Annotated in this window: 16 protein-coding genes and 1 pseudogene; 7 read left to right on the top strand and 10 right to left on the bottom strand. The window is 56.5% G+C overall.

The genetic code is table 11. The features are described from left to right. Positions 1-5 precede the first annotated feature (5 nt). The 4 genes from KJQ12_RS01270 to KJQ12_RS01255 all read right to left on the bottom strand — a co-directional run bounded on the left by KJQ12_RS01270 (position 6) and on the right by KJQ12_RS01255 (position 5,006). Positions 6-1,760 (bottom strand): cache domain-containing sensor histidine kinase, encoded by a 1,755-nt coding sequence (locus KJQ12_RS01270; protein ID WP_213483155.1) that lies wholly within the window; start codon positions 1,758-1,760, stop codon positions 6-8. A 6-nt stretch (positions 1,761-1,766) separates the two neighbouring features. Next, positions 1,767-2,612 (bottom strand): carbohydrate ABC transporter permease, encoded by an 846-nt coding sequence (locus KJQ12_RS01265; protein ID WP_213483154.1) that lies wholly within the window; start codon positions 2,610-2,612, stop codon positions 1,767-1,769. Further along, complete coding sequence (locus KJQ12_RS01260) at positions 2,609-3,556, bottom strand: carbohydrate ABC transporter permease (protein ID WP_244860354.1); 948 nt, start codon at positions 3,554-3,556, stop codon at positions 2,609-2,611. Before KJQ12_RS01260 ends, KJQ12_RS01265 begins: the two co-directional genes overlap by 4 nt. A 232-nt stretch (positions 3,557-3,788) precedes the next feature. Beyond that, a complete protein-coding gene (locus tag KJQ12_RS01255; RefSeq protein ID WP_213483153.1) occupies positions 3,789-5,006 on the bottom strand; it encodes an MFS transporter in 1,218 nt (405 codons plus the stop codon). Positions 5,007-5,162: 156 nt separating this feature from the next. Here KJQ12_RS01255 and KJQ12_RS01250 point away from each other — a divergent pair, with 156 nt between their 5' ends. Together KJQ12_RS01250 and KJQ12_RS19480 are read left to right on the top strand one after the other, a co-directional pair. Beyond that, positions 5,163-6,056, top strand: a complete 894-nt coding sequence (locus tag KJQ12_RS01250) for a LysR family transcriptional regulator (protein WP_213483152.1) — start codon at positions 5,163-5,165, stop codon at positions 6,054-6,056. 138 nt (positions 6,057-6,194) lie between these two features. Then, positions 6,195-6,331: pseudogene (locus KJQ12_RS19480) on the top strand (large conductance mechanosensitive channel protein MscL); the annotation flags it as partial. A gap of 345 nt (positions 6,332-6,676) precedes the next feature. Here the strand turns inward: KJQ12_RS19480 and KJQ12_RS01245 are convergent. Continuing rightward, entirely contained in the window at positions 6,677-7,828 is a 1,152-nt protein-coding gene (locus KJQ12_RS01245) for a phosphotransferase family protein (RefSeq protein WP_213483151.1), read from the bottom strand. Here KJQ12_RS01245 and KJQ12_RS01240 point away from each other — a divergent pair. Both KJQ12_RS01240 and KJQ12_RS01235 read left to right on the top strand, forming a co-directional pair. After that, a complete protein-coding gene (locus tag KJQ12_RS01240; protein WP_213483150.1) occupies positions 7,819-9,117 on the top strand; it encodes an APC family permease in 1,299 nt (432 codons plus the stop codon). The two genes, KJQ12_RS01245 and KJQ12_RS01240, sit on opposite strands and share 10 nt — an antisense overlap. Beyond that, positions 9,101-9,664: a bifunctional transcriptional activator/DNA repair enzyme AdaA gene (locus tag KJQ12_RS01235; protein WP_244860352.1), complete on the top strand. Its 564-nt coding sequence runs from the start codon at positions 9,101-9,103 to the stop codon at positions 9,662-9,664. Before KJQ12_RS01240 ends, KJQ12_RS01235 begins: the two co-directional genes overlap by 17 nt. A gap of 51 nt (positions 9,665-9,715) precedes the next feature. Here KJQ12_RS01235 and KJQ12_RS01230 read toward each other — a convergent pair whose 3' ends face one another. Next, positions 9,716-10,177 carry a VOC family protein gene (locus KJQ12_RS01230; RefSeq protein WP_213483149.1) on the bottom strand — a complete coding sequence of 154 codons (462 nt, stop codon included), beginning with the start codon at positions 10,175-10,177 and terminating at the stop codon, positions 9,716-9,718. Between the two features lie 320 nt (positions 10,178-10,497). Between KJQ12_RS01230 and KJQ12_RS01225 the strand changes: the two genes are divergently transcribed. Next, positions 10,498-12,729 carry an S-layer homology domain-containing protein gene (locus KJQ12_RS01225; protein WP_213483148.1) on the top strand — a complete coding sequence of 744 codons (2,232 nt, stop codon included), beginning with the start codon at positions 10,498-10,500 and terminating at the stop codon, positions 12,727-12,729. Positions 12,730-12,870: 141 nt separating this feature from the next. On the opposite strand, the gene yidC is transcribed toward KJQ12_RS01225, so the two are convergent. Genes yidC through KJQ12_RS01215 form a run of 3 tightly spaced genes read right to left on the bottom strand, consistent with a single transcriptional unit; the run spans position 12,871 to position 14,587 of the window. Next, positions 12,871-13,680 (bottom strand): membrane protein insertase YidC, encoded by an 810-nt coding sequence (gene yidC / locus KJQ12_RS01220; RefSeq protein WP_244860349.1) that lies wholly within the window; start codon positions 13,678-13,680, stop codon positions 12,871-12,873. Further along, on the bottom strand, positions 13,565-13,969 hold the full coding sequence (locus KJQ12_RS19475; protein WP_244860346.1) for a hypothetical protein: 405 nt from the start codon (positions 13,967-13,969) through the stop codon (positions 13,565-13,567). The genes yidC and KJQ12_RS19475 overlap by 116 nt, the downstream gene beginning before the upstream one ends. 24 nt (positions 13,970-13,993) lie before the next feature. Beyond that, complete coding sequence (locus tag KJQ12_RS01215; RefSeq protein WP_213483146.1) at positions 13,994-14,587, bottom strand: TetR/AcrR family transcriptional regulator; 594 nt, start codon at positions 14,585-14,587, stop codon at positions 13,994-13,996. A 134-nt stretch (positions 14,588-14,721) separates the two neighbouring features. On the opposite strand from KJQ12_RS01215, the gene KJQ12_RS01210 reads away from it, so the two are divergent. Further along, on the top strand, positions 14,722-16,134 hold the full coding sequence (locus KJQ12_RS01210; protein ID WP_244860343.1) for an MDR family MFS transporter: 1,413 nt from the start codon (positions 14,722-14,724) through the stop codon (positions 16,132-16,134). Positions 16,135-16,269: 135 nt separating this feature from the next. Further along, positions 16,270-16,941 (top strand): PDDEXK family nuclease, encoded by a 672-nt coding sequence (locus KJQ12_RS01205; protein WP_213483145.1) that lies wholly within the window; start codon positions 16,270-16,272, stop codon positions 16,939-16,941. Between the two features lie 350 nt (positions 16,942-17,291). Here KJQ12_RS01205 and KJQ12_RS01200 read toward each other — a convergent pair whose 3' ends face one another. Continuing rightward, a complete protein-coding gene (locus KJQ12_RS01200; protein ID WP_213483144.1) occupies positions 17,292-17,996 on the bottom strand; it encodes an SGNH/GDSL hydrolase family protein in 705 nt (234 codons plus the stop codon). Between the last annotated feature and the right edge of the window lie 59 nt (positions 17,997-18,055).

The raw sequence follows: 18,055 nt of genomic DNA, 5'->3' as shown, positions 1-18,055 counted from the left end.
GCTGTTCATAAATTCTCCGGAATTTCCGCGAGGGCGGGCATCGCGATGATGACCTCGGTTCCCCCGGCTTCCAGCGGTTGAACCGTTACGGAGGCGCGCTGTCCGAAATAGACGTAAAGCCGTTCCTCCACGTTGCGAATGCCGTAACCGCCCTTTTTGCTGCCGCGCATGCGGCGCCAGTCGGGCGTCACGCCGACGCCGTCGTCGACGATCCGGATCACGAGCCGTTCGCCTTCTCTTCTCGCTTCGACGCGGATCAACCCGCTGTCCCTGTCGTGAAAACCGTGAATGATGCTGTTTTCGACGAACGGCTGCAGCGTCAGTTTGGGGACATACAAGGGTTCGGCATCCGGACCTGCGTCCAGATTGTAGTCCAGCCCGTCTCCCAGACGAATGCGCTGAATGTCCAGGTAACATTGCAAATATTCCATTTCATCCTTCAGCGGGATGAACCGCTCGCCGTTGGACAGCCCCAGCCGCAGCATGCGGCCGAGCAGTTCCAGCGCGTGGCTGATCTTCTCCTGGCCGGCGTCGATCGCCATCCAGTTGAGCTGATTGAGCGTATTGTACAGAAAATGCGGATTGATGTTGGCCTGCAAGGCGCTGATTTCCGCTTCTTTCTTCCGCCGGTATTCTTCCTTCAGCGACCCGTACAGTTCGGTGATCCGGTCCGTCAGCTTGCGGAAGCCGGCGAACAGGACGCCGAATTCGTTGCGGTAATCATTCGGCAAATCGTACTGCCGCATGCCGATCGAGAAACTGCCCATCGCGTTCAGCAGCAGACTGATCGGCCGGGTGTAAAATTTGGAGAACACGAGGGTGAACAGCAGGAGCAGGGCCGATCCCGCCACGCTGATGAGGGTGAGCAGCCGCGCCACCTGCACGCTGCCGGCGACAATCTCCGACCAGGGCGTCACTTCCAGCAGCACCCATCCCGTGTTCAGCATCTGGACCCAGACGACGAACTGGTCGTCCCGCTTGCCGTCGGAAGACAGCCTGATGCGCTTGCCACCGCCCGTTCCGTCCATATGTTGCAGGATCAAAACGATATGGTCGGCGGACAGACGATTGCCGACGCCGACCATCTGATTCCCGCGGCCGTCCAGCAGCACGCGTCCGGATCCTTCCCCGTTCGATTCGCCTCCCAGCATGATCGATTCCAGATGCGCGGGCTTCACGTGAATGAGCAGCCAGCCGAGGGGGTTGCCGCTTTTGGAGACGGCTTTGCGGGCGAAACTGACCACTTCCACATCGCCGCGGGGCGTCCCGATGCGGTGCGGCGCGATCCACGCCGCATCCGCGCTTTGCAGCTCGTCGGACCACGGCGCCCGCGTGATCGCTTCCGCGTCGAAGAAGCGGACGGCAAACGGGTTGTCGATCGGGTACGCCTTGCCTTCCACCAGATAATATTCAATGGAATCGATGGCCGGAGAACTGTAGGTCAGCTGCGCCAGATAGGTGCCGAGCGACTGGAAGAACGTGAACCGCTCGTACTCCGACACACGCACCTGCACATTTTCCGAACTTTCGATATGGCGGACCGCCGTCAGGGACAGCTGCTCGATATAGTCGATTTGCTGCATCAGCTGCCGGTTGATTTGATTCAGCACCGTTTGCTGATAGCGGGTCGCGTTTTCCGCCAATTTCTTCGCCGACAGCGTATAGCCGACATACACGACCACCGCCAGCACGGCGATCGAAATCGTCGCCACCGTCCCGAACAACAAGCGGTCGATTCGCTGAGACTTGAACAGGTTCACCCGACCTCATCCCTTGATGCCCGTGGTCGCAATTCCCTCCACGAAATATCGCTGCGCGGACAGAAAGACAACGACGGCCGGCACGATGGAAACCAGGGACATCGCCAGCAATTGCCCCCAGGCCGACGCGCTTTGCGTATCGATAAACATGCGCAGCGCCAACTGCACGGTATATTTATCGACAGAATTAATGTAAATCATTTGCCCGAAGAAATCGTCCCAATTCCACAGGAAACAGTAAATGAAGACGGTCACGAGCGCGGGCTTGGTCAGCGGCAGCACGATGCGCCAATAGATGCCGAACTGCGTGCAGCCGTCCATCTTCGCCGACTCGTCCAGCTCCCGCGGAATCCCCCGGATAAACTGCACGAGCAAATAAATGAAGAACGATCCGCCGATGCCGCCGGCCAGCGCGTGCGGCATATAGAACGGCCAATACGTGTTGACCCATCCGAACGTATGGAACAGGACGTATTGCGGCACGAGCGTGACCTGGCTCGGCAGCATCAGCGTGACCAGCACGATCGCAAACCAGAAGTTGCGGAGCGGAAAGTCGAGCCGGGCGAAGGCGTAGGCCACCAGGCTGGTGGACACCAGCGTCGTAAGCAGCACGCCGAGAATCAATTTGAACGTATTCAGATAGAAATGCGTAAAGCTGAACTTTGGAATCGCGAACCAGCCTTCGGTAAAGTTGGACCATTGGGGCACGGCCGGGAACAGGCTTGGCGAACCGAGCTCCGCCGTCGTTTTCAACGAAGCGCCGATCCACCAGACGACCGGATACAGCATCAACGCGCTGAAGGCGATCAACAGCAGATGGCTGCCGATATGGCGTCTCCTCCTGGCGGTCATTTCGCCTTCCTCCCTTCGTTTTCATAGAACACCCAGAATTTAGACGAAAGGAAGATGAGCGCGGTGGCGGCGGCAATGACGACCAGCATGATCCAGGCCAGTGCGGAAGCGTATCCCATTTGCAGCCGGCCGAACGCGCGGTCATACAAATAAAGCGTATACATATAGGTCGATTGCATCGGACCGCCTTCCGTAATGATGAACGCCTGGGTGAACATCTGGAACGAATTGATTGTCTGCAGCACGAGGTTAAACAGAATGATCGGCGACAGTAGCGGCAGCGTGATCATGAAAAATTGCCGCACCTTCCCCGCGCCGTCAACGGAAGAGGCCTCGTAGTAATCCCGCGGAATCTGCTTCAGTCCCGCCAGGAAAATGACCATCGACGAGCCGAATTGCCAGACGACGAGAATGACGAGCGTCCCGAGCGCCGTGCGCGGTTCGTTGACCCAGTTGAGCCCCTGGATCCCGAGCATGCCCAGGATTTCATTGATGAAGCCGTCCCTGCTCCAGATGCGCTGCCACAGCACGGCCACGGCCAGACTGGCGCCGATCAGCGACGGGAAATAAATGAACAGACGGTACAGACTCATGCCGCGCAATTCCTTGTTCAGGAGCATCGCGACGGCGAGCGCGAACATCAGTTTCAGCGGAACGGAGAATGCGACGAATAGAAGCGTGACCTGGAGCGACTTCTTGAATGTGCTGTCGTTGAAGAGGATGCGGGAAAAGTTGGATGAGCCGACCCAGTTGGCCTTCTCCAGCAGGGAGTAATCGGTAAACGCGTAATAGACCGACATGATCATCGGTCCCAGCGTCAATGCGAAGAAACCGATCAGCCACGGTGACAGAAACGCGTAACCGACAAACGGATGCTCCCAGCGTCTGAAATATTGCCTGATTGCACGATGTTTCACGGGGGCTTCAACGGCCGGTGTGCTCAATAAAATGCCTCCTTCCTCGATTCAATCCGATTCGATCTGATTCGAATTCTAGCATCCGGACCGGAGGCGAAAGAATGCGAACGATGAACAATCTCTTTCAAAAATTCACCGACATTCGGCGATTCCTTGACGCCCGAAGGCTGAAGGTGTACACATCTGTACCTAATGGGTAAAGAGAAGAAGGCATTCTCAAGAATGCCTTCTTCTCTTTATGTGCGGCGTGACCAGCTTTTCAGACGGTATCGCCAAGAGAGTTTGAGGATTTCGGGAATGCGAGCAGTTCTCTGTCCGGCCCCTTTTTTGATCCGATCAACAGTTGCACGAGAATCATCGCTGTACAGATAACGGCAAGTCCGACGAAAGCGAAAACAAAGCTGTCGGTCATGTCTTGTATCCATCCGACCAAAATCGGCCCGAGTGCCCCAATTGCGTATCCCACTGATTGTGTCATGGCGGACCATGAGCTGGCATCTTGTGCGTTCGAGGTTTCTTCAATCGGCAGCATCAACGCTATAGGGAAGAGACCGCCATTGCCAATGCCGAGCAGGATCGCAGCAATCCATGGTGAACCGGAGAAGATGATCAGCAGTATCCCGGCTAAATTGAACAAAGCGCACGCAATCATCCATAGAAGTCGATTGGAAAAACGGTTAACCAGCATCGGAATCAAGAACGTTGCCGGAATTTGAACCAATGTGCAAAGTGTAAGCATATTGCCGGCGTAAAGCTTGCTGTACCCCATGTTTGAGACGGCTGGCGGAAGCCATGCTGTAATGGAGTAGAACATGATGGCCATCATTCCGAAAAATAATGTCAAAAGCCATGCCCTGCTATTTCTCCAGGGCAGCCGCCCCGTGTCATTCAGAGAAGAGATTTGAACATGCTTCGGCTCCGAACGTCTGAGTACAAACCACCACCAGGCCGGCAAAGCGATAACGGCAAATATTGCCCAAAGCCCCAATGCTGATCGCCAGGAGCCGTTAAAAGCGTTCTGGAAGGGAACGGATAGTCCTGCGCTTAGGGCTGCTCCAATCACCATTGCGACGGAATAGACGCCGATCATTGAAGCGACCTGGCCGGGAAAATAACGTTTGACGAATCCGGACAAAAGCGGGCCGGCAGCTGCAATACCGATGCCAGCGATAAGTGATGTAATCAGCAGGAATGCATAAGAAGGCGTAAACCATCGGATCAAAGTGGCTCCTCCCACGAGCACTAGAGCGAACGCCAAGATCCGTTCGATGCCATGACGAATTCCCAACTTGACAGCTATCGGGGAGAAGAGTCCCATACAAAGAACCGGTATAGAGGTGAGGAGACTGGCAGAGGACGCGCTCATACCGAGATCGTTCCGTATCGTCTCCAAAAGCGGCGCAATTGAGGAAATCACCGGCCTCAAGTTTAAAGACGCCAAAAATAGGGCTATGGCCAAAAGTGTTGAACGTTTCATTACTCTCTCTCCTTAGAGCCTGATTCGCTTGGTTCCTTCTTAGAGCATAAGATTTTCATGGTTGCCAAGTTTAAAGCATAAAGTTCTATTGATCAATATAATCATTTCTATTAAAATAATAGAAATAATAAATGATTAAACAGAGCTGGGGCAATTATGGATCTGAGGCAATTGGAATACTTCGCCGCTGTTTGCGAGGAACTGCATTTTACCAAAGCGGCGGAGAAATTGGGGATGTCGCAACCGACGCTCAGTCACCAGATACGTTTGTTGGAAAATGAACTTGGGACGCCGTTGTTTGATCGGATTGGCAAACGGATCGCCCTGACCGAAGCAGGCAGACTGCTGCTGGAATACAGTATCCAGATGTTCAGGACCCGCAAAAATGCAGTTGACGCGATTAATGAACTGCGCAATCAACAGCGCGGAACACTGGTCATTGGCGCGATCCCATCTGATCTCGATTACAGGATTTCACAACTCATAATTGATTTTCACAACGAATTCCCTCATATACGACTTACCGTATTGACATCAGTCGAAATCTTGAAGCAAGTGTTGGAGATGGAGGTAGACATCGGCATTTCGATTCTGCCTCTCCCGGATGAGCGGATCGTGAGAATTCCCTTATCCAGCGAAGAGTATGTGATGGTCGTACCGGCAAACCACGAATTGGCGGGTCGAAGCTCGGTCGAACTGGAGGAACTTCGCCATATCCGCACTGTCATGTATCCGAAAGGCACTCTCGGACGCGAGATAGTCGATGATTGTTGCAGAAAGATTGGCTTCAGTTTAAATCCGATTATAGAAACGACGACACCTTTTTCGCTTGTTCGTTTAGTTAAAGCGAATATCGGTGCGACAATTCTGCCTTTACCACTTGTTCTGTCCATGAATGATCCCGGCTTGCGTGCCATCAAGATCAAGGGAGGCCCGACTCGCAATCTCGGTATTATTTATCGCGTTGACAGGTTTCTCAGCCATGCGGCGAAAACATTTATCAAGCGATTGCAGGATGATTTACAAGGGGCAAACCTGGAAGGCGCGTAGGCATACCTAAAGCCCCGATCCGCGAACGGACCGGGGTCGAAGGATCTTACTTATTTCATTACATGACGTCGTCAACCAATTCCTGCACGAACTGCTCGCTGCCGTTCGGATTGCGCTGCGCTTCATGGGAGAAAGACGCTTTCCATCTTCCTTTTTGTCAAAGGAATAAACCAATTCAGCGAAAAAAAGAAGAGCAGCCGGAAGCTCCGCCGTCGCCCTCTCCGGAAGAAGTTTTGCTTGCCGAAATCCGGGATTTGTTGAAGCAATCAAGGTAATGCGGAACAAACCTTGCTAAACACCTCCCTGATCATGCCGATAGGGAGGTGTTTTGCACCTTAGGCCTGTCCAAAGGCTCAACCGGTTGCTGTGGGGTTCCCTTTCAGAGTGTCATGCTCGGACCATGTCCCGGGAATACCTTCTTTTCAATCGTGCTTCTCAGTCTCGACCAACTCGTTTCAACGCGTCGATCAGAAGGGGCGTCGGCTGGCAGAAATTGCAGCCCGCGGTTTCCATCGGCAATGCGGCCTGTCATCTCATTGAAAATGTCGAAACATTCGAATACGCCGCGTGAGTGTCAACAGGTGGTTGACAAATCCGACGGTTCGCCGGCTGACGCCGGATCATTGGAGCAAGCAACGGACGCAATCCTCCAATGAAGCAAGCGTTTCGGCTTGCGCTTGCAGCAAATCGGACGGCTCCCAGACATCCCGTTGCAGATCGTCTTGAATCAGCAGCAGCATCCAGACGGAGTGGACGGCGGCATATTCGTAATAGGATCGGATAAAGCCGGGCGGTTCTTCCCAACCAAGACGGCGCCTTGATGCGATGTAGGCGTTCAGCGCGGATTGTCTGAGCGCGTCGCTCGTTTGTCTGCGAAAGACCGGATGGGTCAAATCGAGCAGATTGTACAGGTCCCAAAACGGCGAATTTCGATGGGCGTGTTCCCAGTCCAAAATGACAATTTCGCCGCCGGCAACGGCGATGTTCCCGCGATGGAAATCGCCGTGCGAGACGACCGTTTCGGAATCAACCGTCTGTTCCGCTCCAAGAATGATCTGTCGCAGCGGGCTGATCCATTTTGGCGGCATGCCGAGGCGAAGCAAAAGGCTCTCCGCCTGTTCCCGGTTCCGGTGAACATGGCGCAAAATATCGCGGTACAGCGGTTTGTTTCCTGTCAAACTGCGGGGAATGAGGGACAGCGGCAGCTGATGCCAGCAAGGAATGAGCGAGGCAGCCTGCACCACTTCATTTTCGGACAATTGATGCTCGAGCGGCCCCAAATCTTCGAAAATGGTCCAATAGCGGTCAGGATCATGGTGAGGGGCTGAGGCGAGCAGTTTCGGCACGGCAATCCGCGGCAAATGCGGCAGAAGGCTGCGGTGCACCCACGCTTCCCGGCCGACCGCTTCCCGGTTGTTCAACGGCTTGAAAATATAGGATGCGACGCCCTTATCGGTGCGGATTGTAAACCGTTCAACCGTCTTTCCGCCCATGCCTTTGTAAAGGGCTTCCCACTCCAGCACTTTTGTTTTGTCCAGCAATCCATCGCCGGTAACGAGATCGGAAAACATGCGAACTTCTCCTTCTATGATCGGGGCTTCGTCGTGCATTAAGAATACGCGCAACAGGACCGCTGTATCAAGCGGCCCGGCAGGAATTGAATCGCAACAATCCGCGATGATTTCCGGTTCGCCAACCGGTAAAGTGTTTGGCAGACGCGCGTCCATCAACCAGTTTTGCGGTCTGAAGGAGGCCATCTGCCATGAACGCACAGATCACCCTGCCGCAGGCGATCGCGCTGTACATCGCGGCCATTCTCGGGTCGGGCATTCTGTTTGTGTCTTCCGGCGCGGCAACCGTCGCCGGTCCCGCCTCGCTCCTCTCCTGGATCATCATGATCCTGTTCAGTTTTCCGCTTGCGTACACCTTCGCTTCGCTGTCCCGCGCCTTTCCCGATGCCGGCGGAGCCGCCACCTTCGTCCGGATCGCTTTCGGCGAACATCCGGGCAATCTGGTCGGCTGGTTTTATTTTCTGACCGCATCGGTCGGACAGATGATCGTGGCCCAGACGGGAGCTTACTATACGGCTTCCGCCTTCGGGCTGTCCGCAGGAGAAACTTCGCTGCTTGCCTGTTTGATCCTGCTTCTCGGCGGCGTATCCAACCATTTCGGCATCCGGATCAGCGGGAAGGTGTCCCTGCTCTTCAGCTCGCTGCTTCTGGGCATCCTGCTCATCGCCGTCGTAACGACGATCCCCCACGTTCGGCCGGACCAGTTCAGTCCGTTCTTTGCAAATGGGCGGCAGGCGGTCGGCGAGGCGATTGTCCTCATTTTCTGGTCTTTTTTTGGCTGGGAGGCGATCTGCAGCCTGGCGGACCGATTCGCTCGCCCGGAGAAGGACATGGTCCGGAGCGCCATGATCAGCGCGGCGATCACGGGAGCGGTATTCCTGGCACTGAGCTTCGTGACCATCGGCAGCGGAACCTACGGAAGTCCGGAAACCGATTCCGCGCCCCTCGGCATCATGCTGGGCCGCTCTCTCGGCCTCGCCGCGCAATACGCCACGACCGTTCTGGCGTTCATCATCTGCACGGGCACCGTGAACGCGTATGTCGCCAGTCTGGCGCAGCTCGGGTATGCCTTGAGCCGGGATCAGGCTTTTCCCGCCTGGCTTCAATATCAACATCCGCGCACCGGAACGCCGACCCGGGTGGTCTGGCTGGTCATTCTCTTTGCGTGCGCCGGCATTGCGGTTTCCATGCTGTTTCATGTTCATTTCACGCAATTGTTGTTTATTCCGAACGCGCTGGGGATGGTCGTCTATGTGTTGTCGATGGCCGCGGCTGTGAAAATCTACAGAAGATTATCGCTGCCTTGGCTGAGCGGACTCGTTTCCCTTGTCATGCTGTGTGCGTTCATCCCTTTTCTGGGCATTCACGTGATGCTGCCCATCCTGGTTTCAATCTTGTATATTTTGTATAAGAGAAAAAGCATGACACGAACAATCGCAATCCGGCGCAACGGGACGAGGAGAGGCGACGGGCATGCGGATGCAACCTGAAAATCTGTGGGACGCGGTGATCGCGTGCCGCGCGGAATATGACGGGATCTTCTACTACGGCGTGAAGACAACGAGGATTTTCTGCCGTCCATCCTGCAAATCGAAAACACCGAAACGGGAAAATGTGGATTTCTTCATCAATGCCCGGGAAGCGATGGAGAAAGGATACCGCCCGTGCAAACGATGCCGCCCCGACCTGCTGGAAGCGGTGTACGATCCCCATGAACCATGGGTTCGGGAGGTCCGTGAACTGCTGGAAAAGGAGTACCACATCATGTGGACGCTCGACAGGCTGTCCAGACGCGTGGGCATGAGCGCCTTTCATCTGCAGCGGATGTTCAAGAAATACACGGGAATGAGCCCGAAACAGTATCTGAACCGGATTCGCGTGGAAGAGGCGAAGCGTCTGCTGGCGGACAGCGGTCAGACGATTACCGAAATCTGTTTCACCGTCGGCTTTCCCGGACTTACTCCGTTTAACCGGGTATTCCGCCGGTTCACGGGCCGGTCCCCGCGGGCGTATCGGAAGCTTTGCTGCCGCAAGTAAGCGGACGAAGACCCGCCTGCGGTTATTGCCGCGGGGCGGGCCTTCGCGCCTTCAGCTCCAGTTCTGGATTTCGATGAAATTGCCTTCCGGATCGGCCGCGTACACGACGGTCAACGTCCCGATCCCTTCGTATTTCCAGGTGACGACTTCCCCGAGCGGCTTCCCGCCGTGCTCGATCAGTCGGTTCAACACGTCTTCCACCGAATCCGCGTGGAAGGCGATGTGCCCGAACCCCTGATGGTTGATCTTGTTCGGGAGATCTCTGAGGCTGTCCGGTTCATATTCGAAAATTTCGAGCGTCGGCCCGCCTTCTTCGTACCCGGGCAGCGCCAAATGCATCCCGCGGATTCTCACGTTTTCAATGCCGGTGACCTTGTCGATCCATGCCCCGGACAGATCCCTCTCCGGATACAGGGGCTTGCACCCGAAAACGTTGATATAGAAGTCCGCCAGCTTCCTCCAGTCTTTCGCGACCAGGTTGGTGTGTACGTACTTGATTTGACCGCTCGTCATCTGCGCACCCGCCTTAAGAAATTTGACCGCAAATCAACATGATTATGCCATACGAGGAAAAAAGCGTCTACTGCGAAAACCAACGCCCAAAAATTTGTCTACTTTCTATTTCGTGTGAATTGATATAATGTTATCGATTCCTATCCATAATCCGATATAAAATTAGACAGCAATGGAGAACGCCAGACATCCAGGATCATGAATACGCTGTGGGAGGGGTGAACCTGCGGATTCGAACCGATTAAAGACACGCCAGCCATCCGGCATGGTTGTAAAATGGACGTTTGTGAATGGATGAGCATGAAAGGAGTGATCCGAACTTGTGGAGAAGGATGATCCACGTATTCACCGCATTGCTGCTGATCGCCGCGATCGCGAATCCGATTGCGGGCCACGCGGCGGACACGAGCGCCGAGGAAAAATACAATAAGCTGGTTGAGGCGGGCGTCTTCGAAGGATTTCCGGACGGCCAGGCTCACCTCGATCAAAATATGACGCGGGCTCAGGCCGCCAAGATCATTGCGTTGATTTTGGGTTTGGACGAAAATGCCGGCGCAGCCGACATTTACAAGGATCTCGACGAAGCGAAATGGGCCAAGGGCTTCATCGGCGCGGCGACCGAGGCGGGCATTCTGGAAGGACGGGGCGGCGGCATTTTCGACCCGTCGGCAGACGTCACCATCCAGGAACTGGCCAAGATCATGGTGGAGGCGCTGGGAATCGAAGTCAACGAGGACGCCACGGTGGAAGGCGTCGACGAATGGGCCGGTATGTATGTCGCGGCCGCCGTGGCGGCCGGGCTGATTCCGGAGCAGTCGGATTACACCGTGCCTGCATCCCGGCAATTGCTGGTTGAGGCCTCGTACTTCGCATATGAATCGGTCTCGAATGAAAAGTGGATCAAGTCCGCGAAACAGACCGGTGTTCGCACGGTGAGCATCGATCTCCAGGGATCATTCGATCCGGACGCGACGTCCGTCGCGATCGAACGGATCGGCGAAGTCGGCGATCGAACGGCCGTCGGCATCGAATCGCTGGAATGGGACGGCGGCAGCGCGGTCACGGTCGTCCTGAGCGATGTTGCCGAAGCCGGCAAATATGAAGCCAAGCTCACCGTCGAGCAGGACGGAGAAACAGCCGTCTATACGTTTAGCTACACGGTAGAGCCCGAACAAGTGTCCCGGGTCGAGCTCGGCGGTTCCGGCAAGCTTCCCCGCGCGGACAACGTCGAAGTGCCGTACATCCTGTACAACCAATACGGCGAACCGATGTCCGAACCGCCCGCAGATCTGAAGTTACAGGTCGCGTCGTCCGCCAATGTCAAGCCGCACCCCGACCGCCAAGCCTTGCTGGTGAATCTGGCCGGCTGGAACGAGAACCGGGTCGATATCCACCTTCTGGTGACTGAAAAAATTTACACGAACCGCACCTACCAGGTCGGCGACAAACCGGTTATCGAGTCCGTCGAGACGGACGGTTTTGTCAACGAAGCAGGATCGCCCGTCGACCGTCTGAAAAAAGGCGAATCCGCTTGGCTGCTGCTGCGGCCTTATGATCAATACGGCAATCTCATCACGGATGTCGATTGGTTGAACGAGAATTTGAAGGCGGAAGAGTCGGTGAGCGGCCGGCAGTCGGCGAAGGAACTGGCGCCGGGACCGGGCGGCGCAGCCGCCGTCCGCGTAACGGCAGGCTCGCATTTGGCGAAAACGTCGCTCACCGTCACCATTCGCTCGCTGTCGGATGAAGTACTGGCGCAAGCCTCGATTGCGGTGGAATCCGATCCGGAGTTCTACGTGCCGCCGGCACCGTCACCGGCGCCGACGCCGACACCTGAGCCTGAGCCGGAGCCGACACCGGAAGCGACCGTTTCCGTTGATCCGGACTCGATTGTCACAGTGGATAAAGATTCCTTCAATGTGACCACCTCCGTGTACGTCACATCCACCAATGTGACCACGCTGTACTATGCGCTGGTCATCGAATCCGACCCGGAAGTCCCGACCGCGGACGACTTGATTCATGACCGGCTTCCCAGCGGTACCATGGATTCCGGCAAAGTCTCGACCGACGGCAAGGTGAAGCTGGAATTCGAGACGCCTGTGGATCTGAAATTCAACCTTTACATCGTCGGCACCGACGACAGCGGTTCGCTGGTGTCCAATCTGTTGACCGTAGAGATTGATACGGACACTTCCAAGGTTTTCAGGCTGCATGCGGTCGTCGACGCAACCACGGATGATGACTACTGGAAGATCTGCCTGTCCCATACGCCGGATGACGCCGAGGGAACGGTGTATTACGTCATCAGCGACAATCCGATCCACGACGCTTCGGAGGACGATCTTGTCCGGATCGCAACGGAACCGGACGTTCCCGATGATGTTCCGGCTCAAGTGATAGCTAGAGGCACGAAACACTGGAGCGGCACTTCCGATCAGATTCGGGTGGATAAGAAAGGTTGGACACCGGGCACCTACCATGTCTACGTCGTGCTCGAATACCGGGGCGTTCGTCTGAAGGCGGAAGGCGCTTTGGGCTTGACCAACTGAAGTGATGAAAGGGTTGTTCCCCCTCAAGTCTCATCGGGGAACAACCTTTTTTTGCCGTTTGTCCATAAACTCCTTTCCGGGCAGTCGACGCCAAAACGGATGCACCTTCCATCAGCGGAGGTTGCATCCGTTTTTGCGTTGTCACGCGGACTTTCGGTCAGAAGCGAACATTTTTTTGAACACGAGCGTCTGCAGAATGATGTAGATGCCGCCGACCGCCCAGTATAAAGGCAGCGCCGCGGGCATCGCAAACGAAAATATCCCCATCATGATCGGCGACAGAAGCCCGAGCACGGCAAATGGCTTGTTCTCTCCCTGCTGCGCCGACATGCTGAACGATTGAGACACGCGAAACTGGAAATAATACACGGCAGCGGCAATCACCGGCAGGATCATGTCGGGTTTCCCCAGGCTGAACCACAGAAAATCATGTTCGGCGATTTCCGGCGTGCGGCGGATCGCGTAATAAAAGCCGAGCGTAATGGGCAACTGCAAGAGCAGCGGCAGGCAGCCGATGTTGAGCGGATTGAACTGGTGCTTCTGATAAATCTGCATCGTTTCCAGCTGCATCTTTTTCGCCGCCTCGGGGCTCTTGTCGTTCTTGTACTTGTCCTTCAGCGCCTGCAGCTCCGGTTGGATGGCCTCCATCTTCTTGCGCATCGCGAGCTGCTTCTTCGTCTGGTTCAGCATCAGGGGCATGATCGCCGTGCGGATGATGAACGTCATTAAGATGATCGACAGCCCGTAATCGCCGTTGAACAGGTTGGCGAAATAGATGATCAGAAACGAGAAGGGATAGACGAAATAATGGTTCCACACGCCCGGGGTATTCGCGTCAATCGGCGCGTTGTATCCCGACGCCGAACACCCGCCGAGCGCAAAGGGCAGCACTGCGGCAAAGAGCGCGATGACGGCCGGCTTGAGCCAAGGATGCTTCGAATTTTTTTTCACGGTTGCCCTCCCGAATTCGTTTCTTGGTGATGTGCAGGAGCGGACAACCCGTGTCTTCTTCATCACCCGGCGCTTCCTTCCGCTGCGCTTTACCCGCAATCCACCGCCGGATCGGGTTGATCGCGGTGTTGCGGCAGACGGACAACAGGGTTGCACCGGCGTCAGCCTCACGGCGGCAGGCGTACAGCTCCGGAACGGAATGCGGCCTTGCGAATGTCAGCATCACAATGGAACAGAAGATGCAGACCGACATGACAAACGGTGTCGCCAGTTCAACCAGGTTGTCCATCCGCCTTCACCTCCGTCGGGCAGCTTAATGTTTCTTGGAGAACACCGGCAGCAGCACCTCATCCACCAGACGGGTCAAATACGCCGCAGTGACTCTCTCGTGGCGGATCACATTTTCGATACGCAAAAGATCGAAGGGGAGACGCATTTGCATCTCGGTAAAATCATGAGTAATTTCTCCGCGCCGCTTGGCATTTGCTTCTACGATCTTCATCATCCTCACATTGCTGTCGAGCGCCCGTTCGAACCAGTCCCGGAACCGTTCATAATTTCGGCTGAATTCGGTCATCACGGCGCTCATCAGCTTCTGCCCGACAGCGTCGAAAAACCGCTGGTAGATGCCGACGACCTCAAGCAAATCGGCGCGAAGACTTCCCTGGTCCCGGAACAAGTCGATCATTCTGCCGCCCATCGCCCGGGTGGACCTGTACAGGACCAGGGCATGCAGCAAATCAACGGGTGTTTCGTACCGGCGGTAAATGACCGTTCGGCTGGTTTGCGCCTGTCGGGCGACGCGTTGAAAGGTCATTTCCTCGTACCCCGATGTTTCGATGATTTCGTACGCAGCGTCCAGAATCGCCTTTTCCAGTTCCTCTCCCCGCCTGCGTTCCGATTTCAAAGGCTTTTCCTCCCGAAAGATGCTGCAATCATTATACAACATATAAGATACATGTTGCACCTTATTCGAAAAGCGTGTATACTTCATTCCGGAAATAAGATACATCATGTACCTTAATTGAGGAGTGGACGCAAGTGAAGCAAACCGACGGAACACTGCCGAAGGAACTGGTCCGCGTCGCGCTGGTGCTGGTGTTTGGAGCGGTTGCCCCCATGCTGGACACCACCATGGTGAACATCGCGGTGAATCATTTCAGCCGGGATTTTCATGCTTCACTGGAGACGGTGCAATGGGTCATGACCGGCTATGTGCTGGCCCTGGCCATCGCCGTCCCTTTCTCCGGCTGGCTGGTCCAGCGGTTTGAGGGCAAAGCCGTATATTTCATCGCGGAGCTGCTGTTCCTGCTCAGTTCCCTGCTGGCGGGGTTGGCCTGGAACATCGAAAGCCTGATTGCGTTCCGCATTGTGCAAGGGTTCGCCGCGAGGCTGATCATCCCTCTGCTGACCACGCTGCTTGTTCAAGCCGCGGGACAGGATCAAATGGGGCGTTTGATGGCCATCGTGGGCCTGCCCATCATTCTCGGCCCCATCCTCGGTCCGGTCGCCGGCGGTCTGCTCGTGGAGTATGTCTCGTGGCGCTGGATTTTCTACATCAACGTCCCGATCGGAATCATCGCCCTGGCTTTGATTTACATGAAAATGCCGCGATTTCCCGCCACCAACAGACGCGCTGCACTGGATTGGATCGGCATTCTGCTGCTGGGCGGACTTTCCGCCAGTTTCATCTACGGGATCTCGCGGGGGACGGAAGGCGACGGTTTTGGCGGCGGAGCTTCGATCGGCTTTATCGCGCTGGGCGTTATCTTGACGATCGCCTATGTCGTCTACGCCCAAGTCCGTTCCTCGGCCGTCATCGTGCCCCTCGGCCTGTTCCGATACAGAAGCTTCACCGGGTCCGTCATCGCCTTGTTCCTGGCCGGCTTCGGGACGAACGGCGCCATGCTGCTGCTGCCTTTGTACTTTCAAAATGTACGGCATGACTCCGTCATTCTCGCCGCGCTATCGCTCATTCCGCAAGGCGCGGGCATGCTGCTCGCAAGACCCGTGATCGGGACGCTCACCGACAGAATCGGAGCCCGGATTATCGTCCTGGCCGCCACGGCGATTACGGTCGCGGGAACCGTTCCGTTCATTCTTTTCCCGCCGGACGTTCCTTATTGGCAGATCGGCCTTGCGCTGTTCATTCGGGGAATCGGCGTCGGCGGTATCACGATTCCGGTGATGACGGATTCCTATACGGGGCTCGCCGGCCATCAGGTCCCGCAAGCGAGCGTCGCCACGCGCATTATCCAGAATATCGGCGGCGCCTTCGGTTCCGCCGTACTGGCAACGGTCGTGGCGCTGCAGTTGCGGCAAGCCGTTCCCGATCTCCCGCATGAAGCCGCCGCCTATCACACCGGCTTTCTTGTCGCCACCGTGCTGACCGCGGCGATGGCCGTACCCGCCTTGCTCTTGACGAACAAAGCGAAGGCAATGGCCCGGGCGTGACCAGGTGCTCTTGACGAAACTTGAGCCCGTTTGTAAGATAAAGGAAAATTGCGGCGAAGCACGCCCCGAACTCCCCTGCCGATCAGGGAGTTCGGGGTTTTGCTTTTTGCAAGCCGCGGTGACGGGGGAGTCTGGATGGGATTCGAAGACATGCATGCGCAATGGTTGAATGCTCATTTGAAACGGAGAACCGGGGAGAGAAGAAGCCGCCTGCAGCGGGGGCATGGCCACGGCGAACGTCTGTTTCTGGAACGCGTATGGTGGCCGATTTTCGGACATTTCGACGATCTGCATCCTGAATATGAGGTCATCGATTGGAGAGGACATCCCTATTTCGTCGACTTTGTCTGGATTCGGGGACAGCTGCGATTCGCCTTCGAGATCAAAGGGTACGGCCCCCATGTGCAGCATGCCGACCGGACCCGCTACCGCCGTGAACTGAACCGGGAAACGTTCCTGCAAACGCTCGGTTACCGCGTCGTGTCCATCCCGTACGACGACCTGGAAGAGAGCCCGGAAGTTACGCGATTCCTGATCAAATCCTTGATGGCGCCGTGCATGACGGCCGGTCCATCTGATCCGTACCCGCTCGTCGAGCGCGAAGCGCTGCGGTTCGCCATGCGTGCGGGCGGACCGATCCGGCCGATTGACCTGGTCCGCGAGCTGTCCATCAATAAACGCACAGCGTTGAAGGTGCTCAAACAGTTGTGCTTCAAAGGGAAATTGCGGCCGATCGCTTGCGGCGCAAGCGGCAGGGTCACGCGCTATGAACCGGTCCGGTCGCTCGAAGACGGAGCCGTCTGGTGATGCGGCGTCGCGGGTGACGATCCGGTTCAGGCGTTCGAAATCCAATCTGGTGCAAATATGCACCACGTTCGGGTGAAATCTGATGAACATGGCGAATTTGGTGCAATCATGCACCAGATTCAGGGCAGTTCGAAGCCGTCTTGCAAAATCTGGTGCAAATACGCACCATATACAGCCAATCCGGGGGGTTTCGGGCCATATGTGGTGCATTTTTGCACCAGATGGGCCGCCGTCACCCCCGATGGCGGCAATGTGGTGCATTTTTGCACCACAGCCCCCGCAGCCGCCCCCGGCGGCCGGAGGAAGCGCGCCGGACCCGCCGTTACGGGACGCTGCTTGCGCGGCCCGGGTTACGGACGGAGCCGCGGCGCGCATTCGTCCATTCGGGCGAGCATCGCTTCGGCTTCCCGGGACAGATCCTGCGGCGCCGGAATCGGCGGCAGGCCGAGCCGGTCGCAAAGGTTCTGCGCCATCAGCAGGTTGCCCAGCGGGTTCAGATGGAGCCAGTCGCGCATCAGCTTCGCGTAATCGTCCGGATACCGGCGGTACAGCGGTTCGAACCGGCGGTACTGGTCGATCAGCACGAGCCCCAGTTCTTCCGCAATCTCGCGCTTCGCCTGCATATTCGCCTCGAACAGGGCGGCGTAGCCGTCGCCGGCTTCGTGATACAGCGGGCAGTAATAGGTTTGCAATATCGGCACCGCCCCGCTTGCCTGCAAGATCCGGCAGATCTCGCGAATTTGGCCGGCATAGACCGCAGGCGGCACGCCTTGACCCGCGTCGTTGCCGCCGATCGTGACGATGACAACATCGGGCCGGTACGAGACGACGTCCCGGTCGATCCGCGCAAGCAGCATCGCCGCCGTGTCGCCGCTGATGCCCTGGTTGATTACATGCACGTGCCGGCCGACATGCAGCCGCAGTTGAATGCTCAGCCAGTCGACCCAATTGTGCCGGCCCGCGTTCTCCAGGGTCACCTCCGTGTTGCTGGAGCCGAAAGCGATGACCCGGACGGCGCCGTCCGCCTTCGCTTTCCATTGTTCGATCAAGTGCATGCCCCGCCTCTCTCCTTCAACAGTCATCATGGGAAAAGGGAACCCGCAACCGAACAAGC

This window comes from Thermobacillus xylanilyticus (genome assembly GCF_907165215.1).
GTDB lineage: Bacteria > Bacillota > Bacilli > Paenibacillales > Paenibacillaceae > Thermobacillus > Thermobacillus xylanilyticus.
The sequence above is the reverse complement of the archived record's forward strand: the minus strand, read 5'-3'. Positions and strand labels throughout refer to the sequence as shown.

Bases quoted from the DNA above. Each gene is read 5' to 3' on its own strand.
- KJQ12_RS01265 (WP_213483154.1), bottom strand. From the start codon at position 2,612: ATGACCGCCAGGAGGAGACGCCATATCGGCAGCCATCTGCTGTTGATC.
- KJQ12_RS01255 (WP_213483153.1), bottom strand. From the start codon at position 5,006: ATGAAACGTTCAACACTTTTGGCCATAGCCCTATTTTTGGCGTCTTTA.
- KJQ12_RS01250 (WP_213483152.1), top strand. From the start codon at position 5,163: ATGGATCTGAGGCAATTGGAATACTTCGCCGCTGTTTGCGAGGAACTG.
- KJQ12_RS01240 (WP_213483150.1), top strand. From the start codon at position 7,819: ATGAACGCACAGATCACCCTGCCGCAGGCGATCGCGCTGTACATCGCG.
- KJQ12_RS01235 (WP_244860352.1), top strand. From the start codon at position 9,101: ATGCGGATGCAACCTGAAAATCTGTGGGACGCGGTGATCGCGTGCCGC.
- KJQ12_RS01230 (WP_213483149.1), bottom strand. From the start codon at position 10,177: ATGACGAGCGGTCAAATCAAGTACGTACACACCAACCTGGTCGCGAAA.
- KJQ12_RS19475 (WP_244860346.1), bottom strand. From the start codon at position 13,969: ATGGACAACCTGGTTGAACTGGCGACACCGTTTGTCATGTCGGTCTGC.
- KJQ12_RS01205 (WP_213483145.1), top strand. From the start codon at position 16,270: ATGGGATTCGAAGACATGCATGCGCAATGGTTGAATGCTCATTTGAAA.
- KJQ12_RS01200 (WP_213483144.1), bottom strand. From the start codon at position 17,996: ATGCACTTGATCGAACAATGGAAAGCGAAGGCGGACGGCGCCGTCCGG.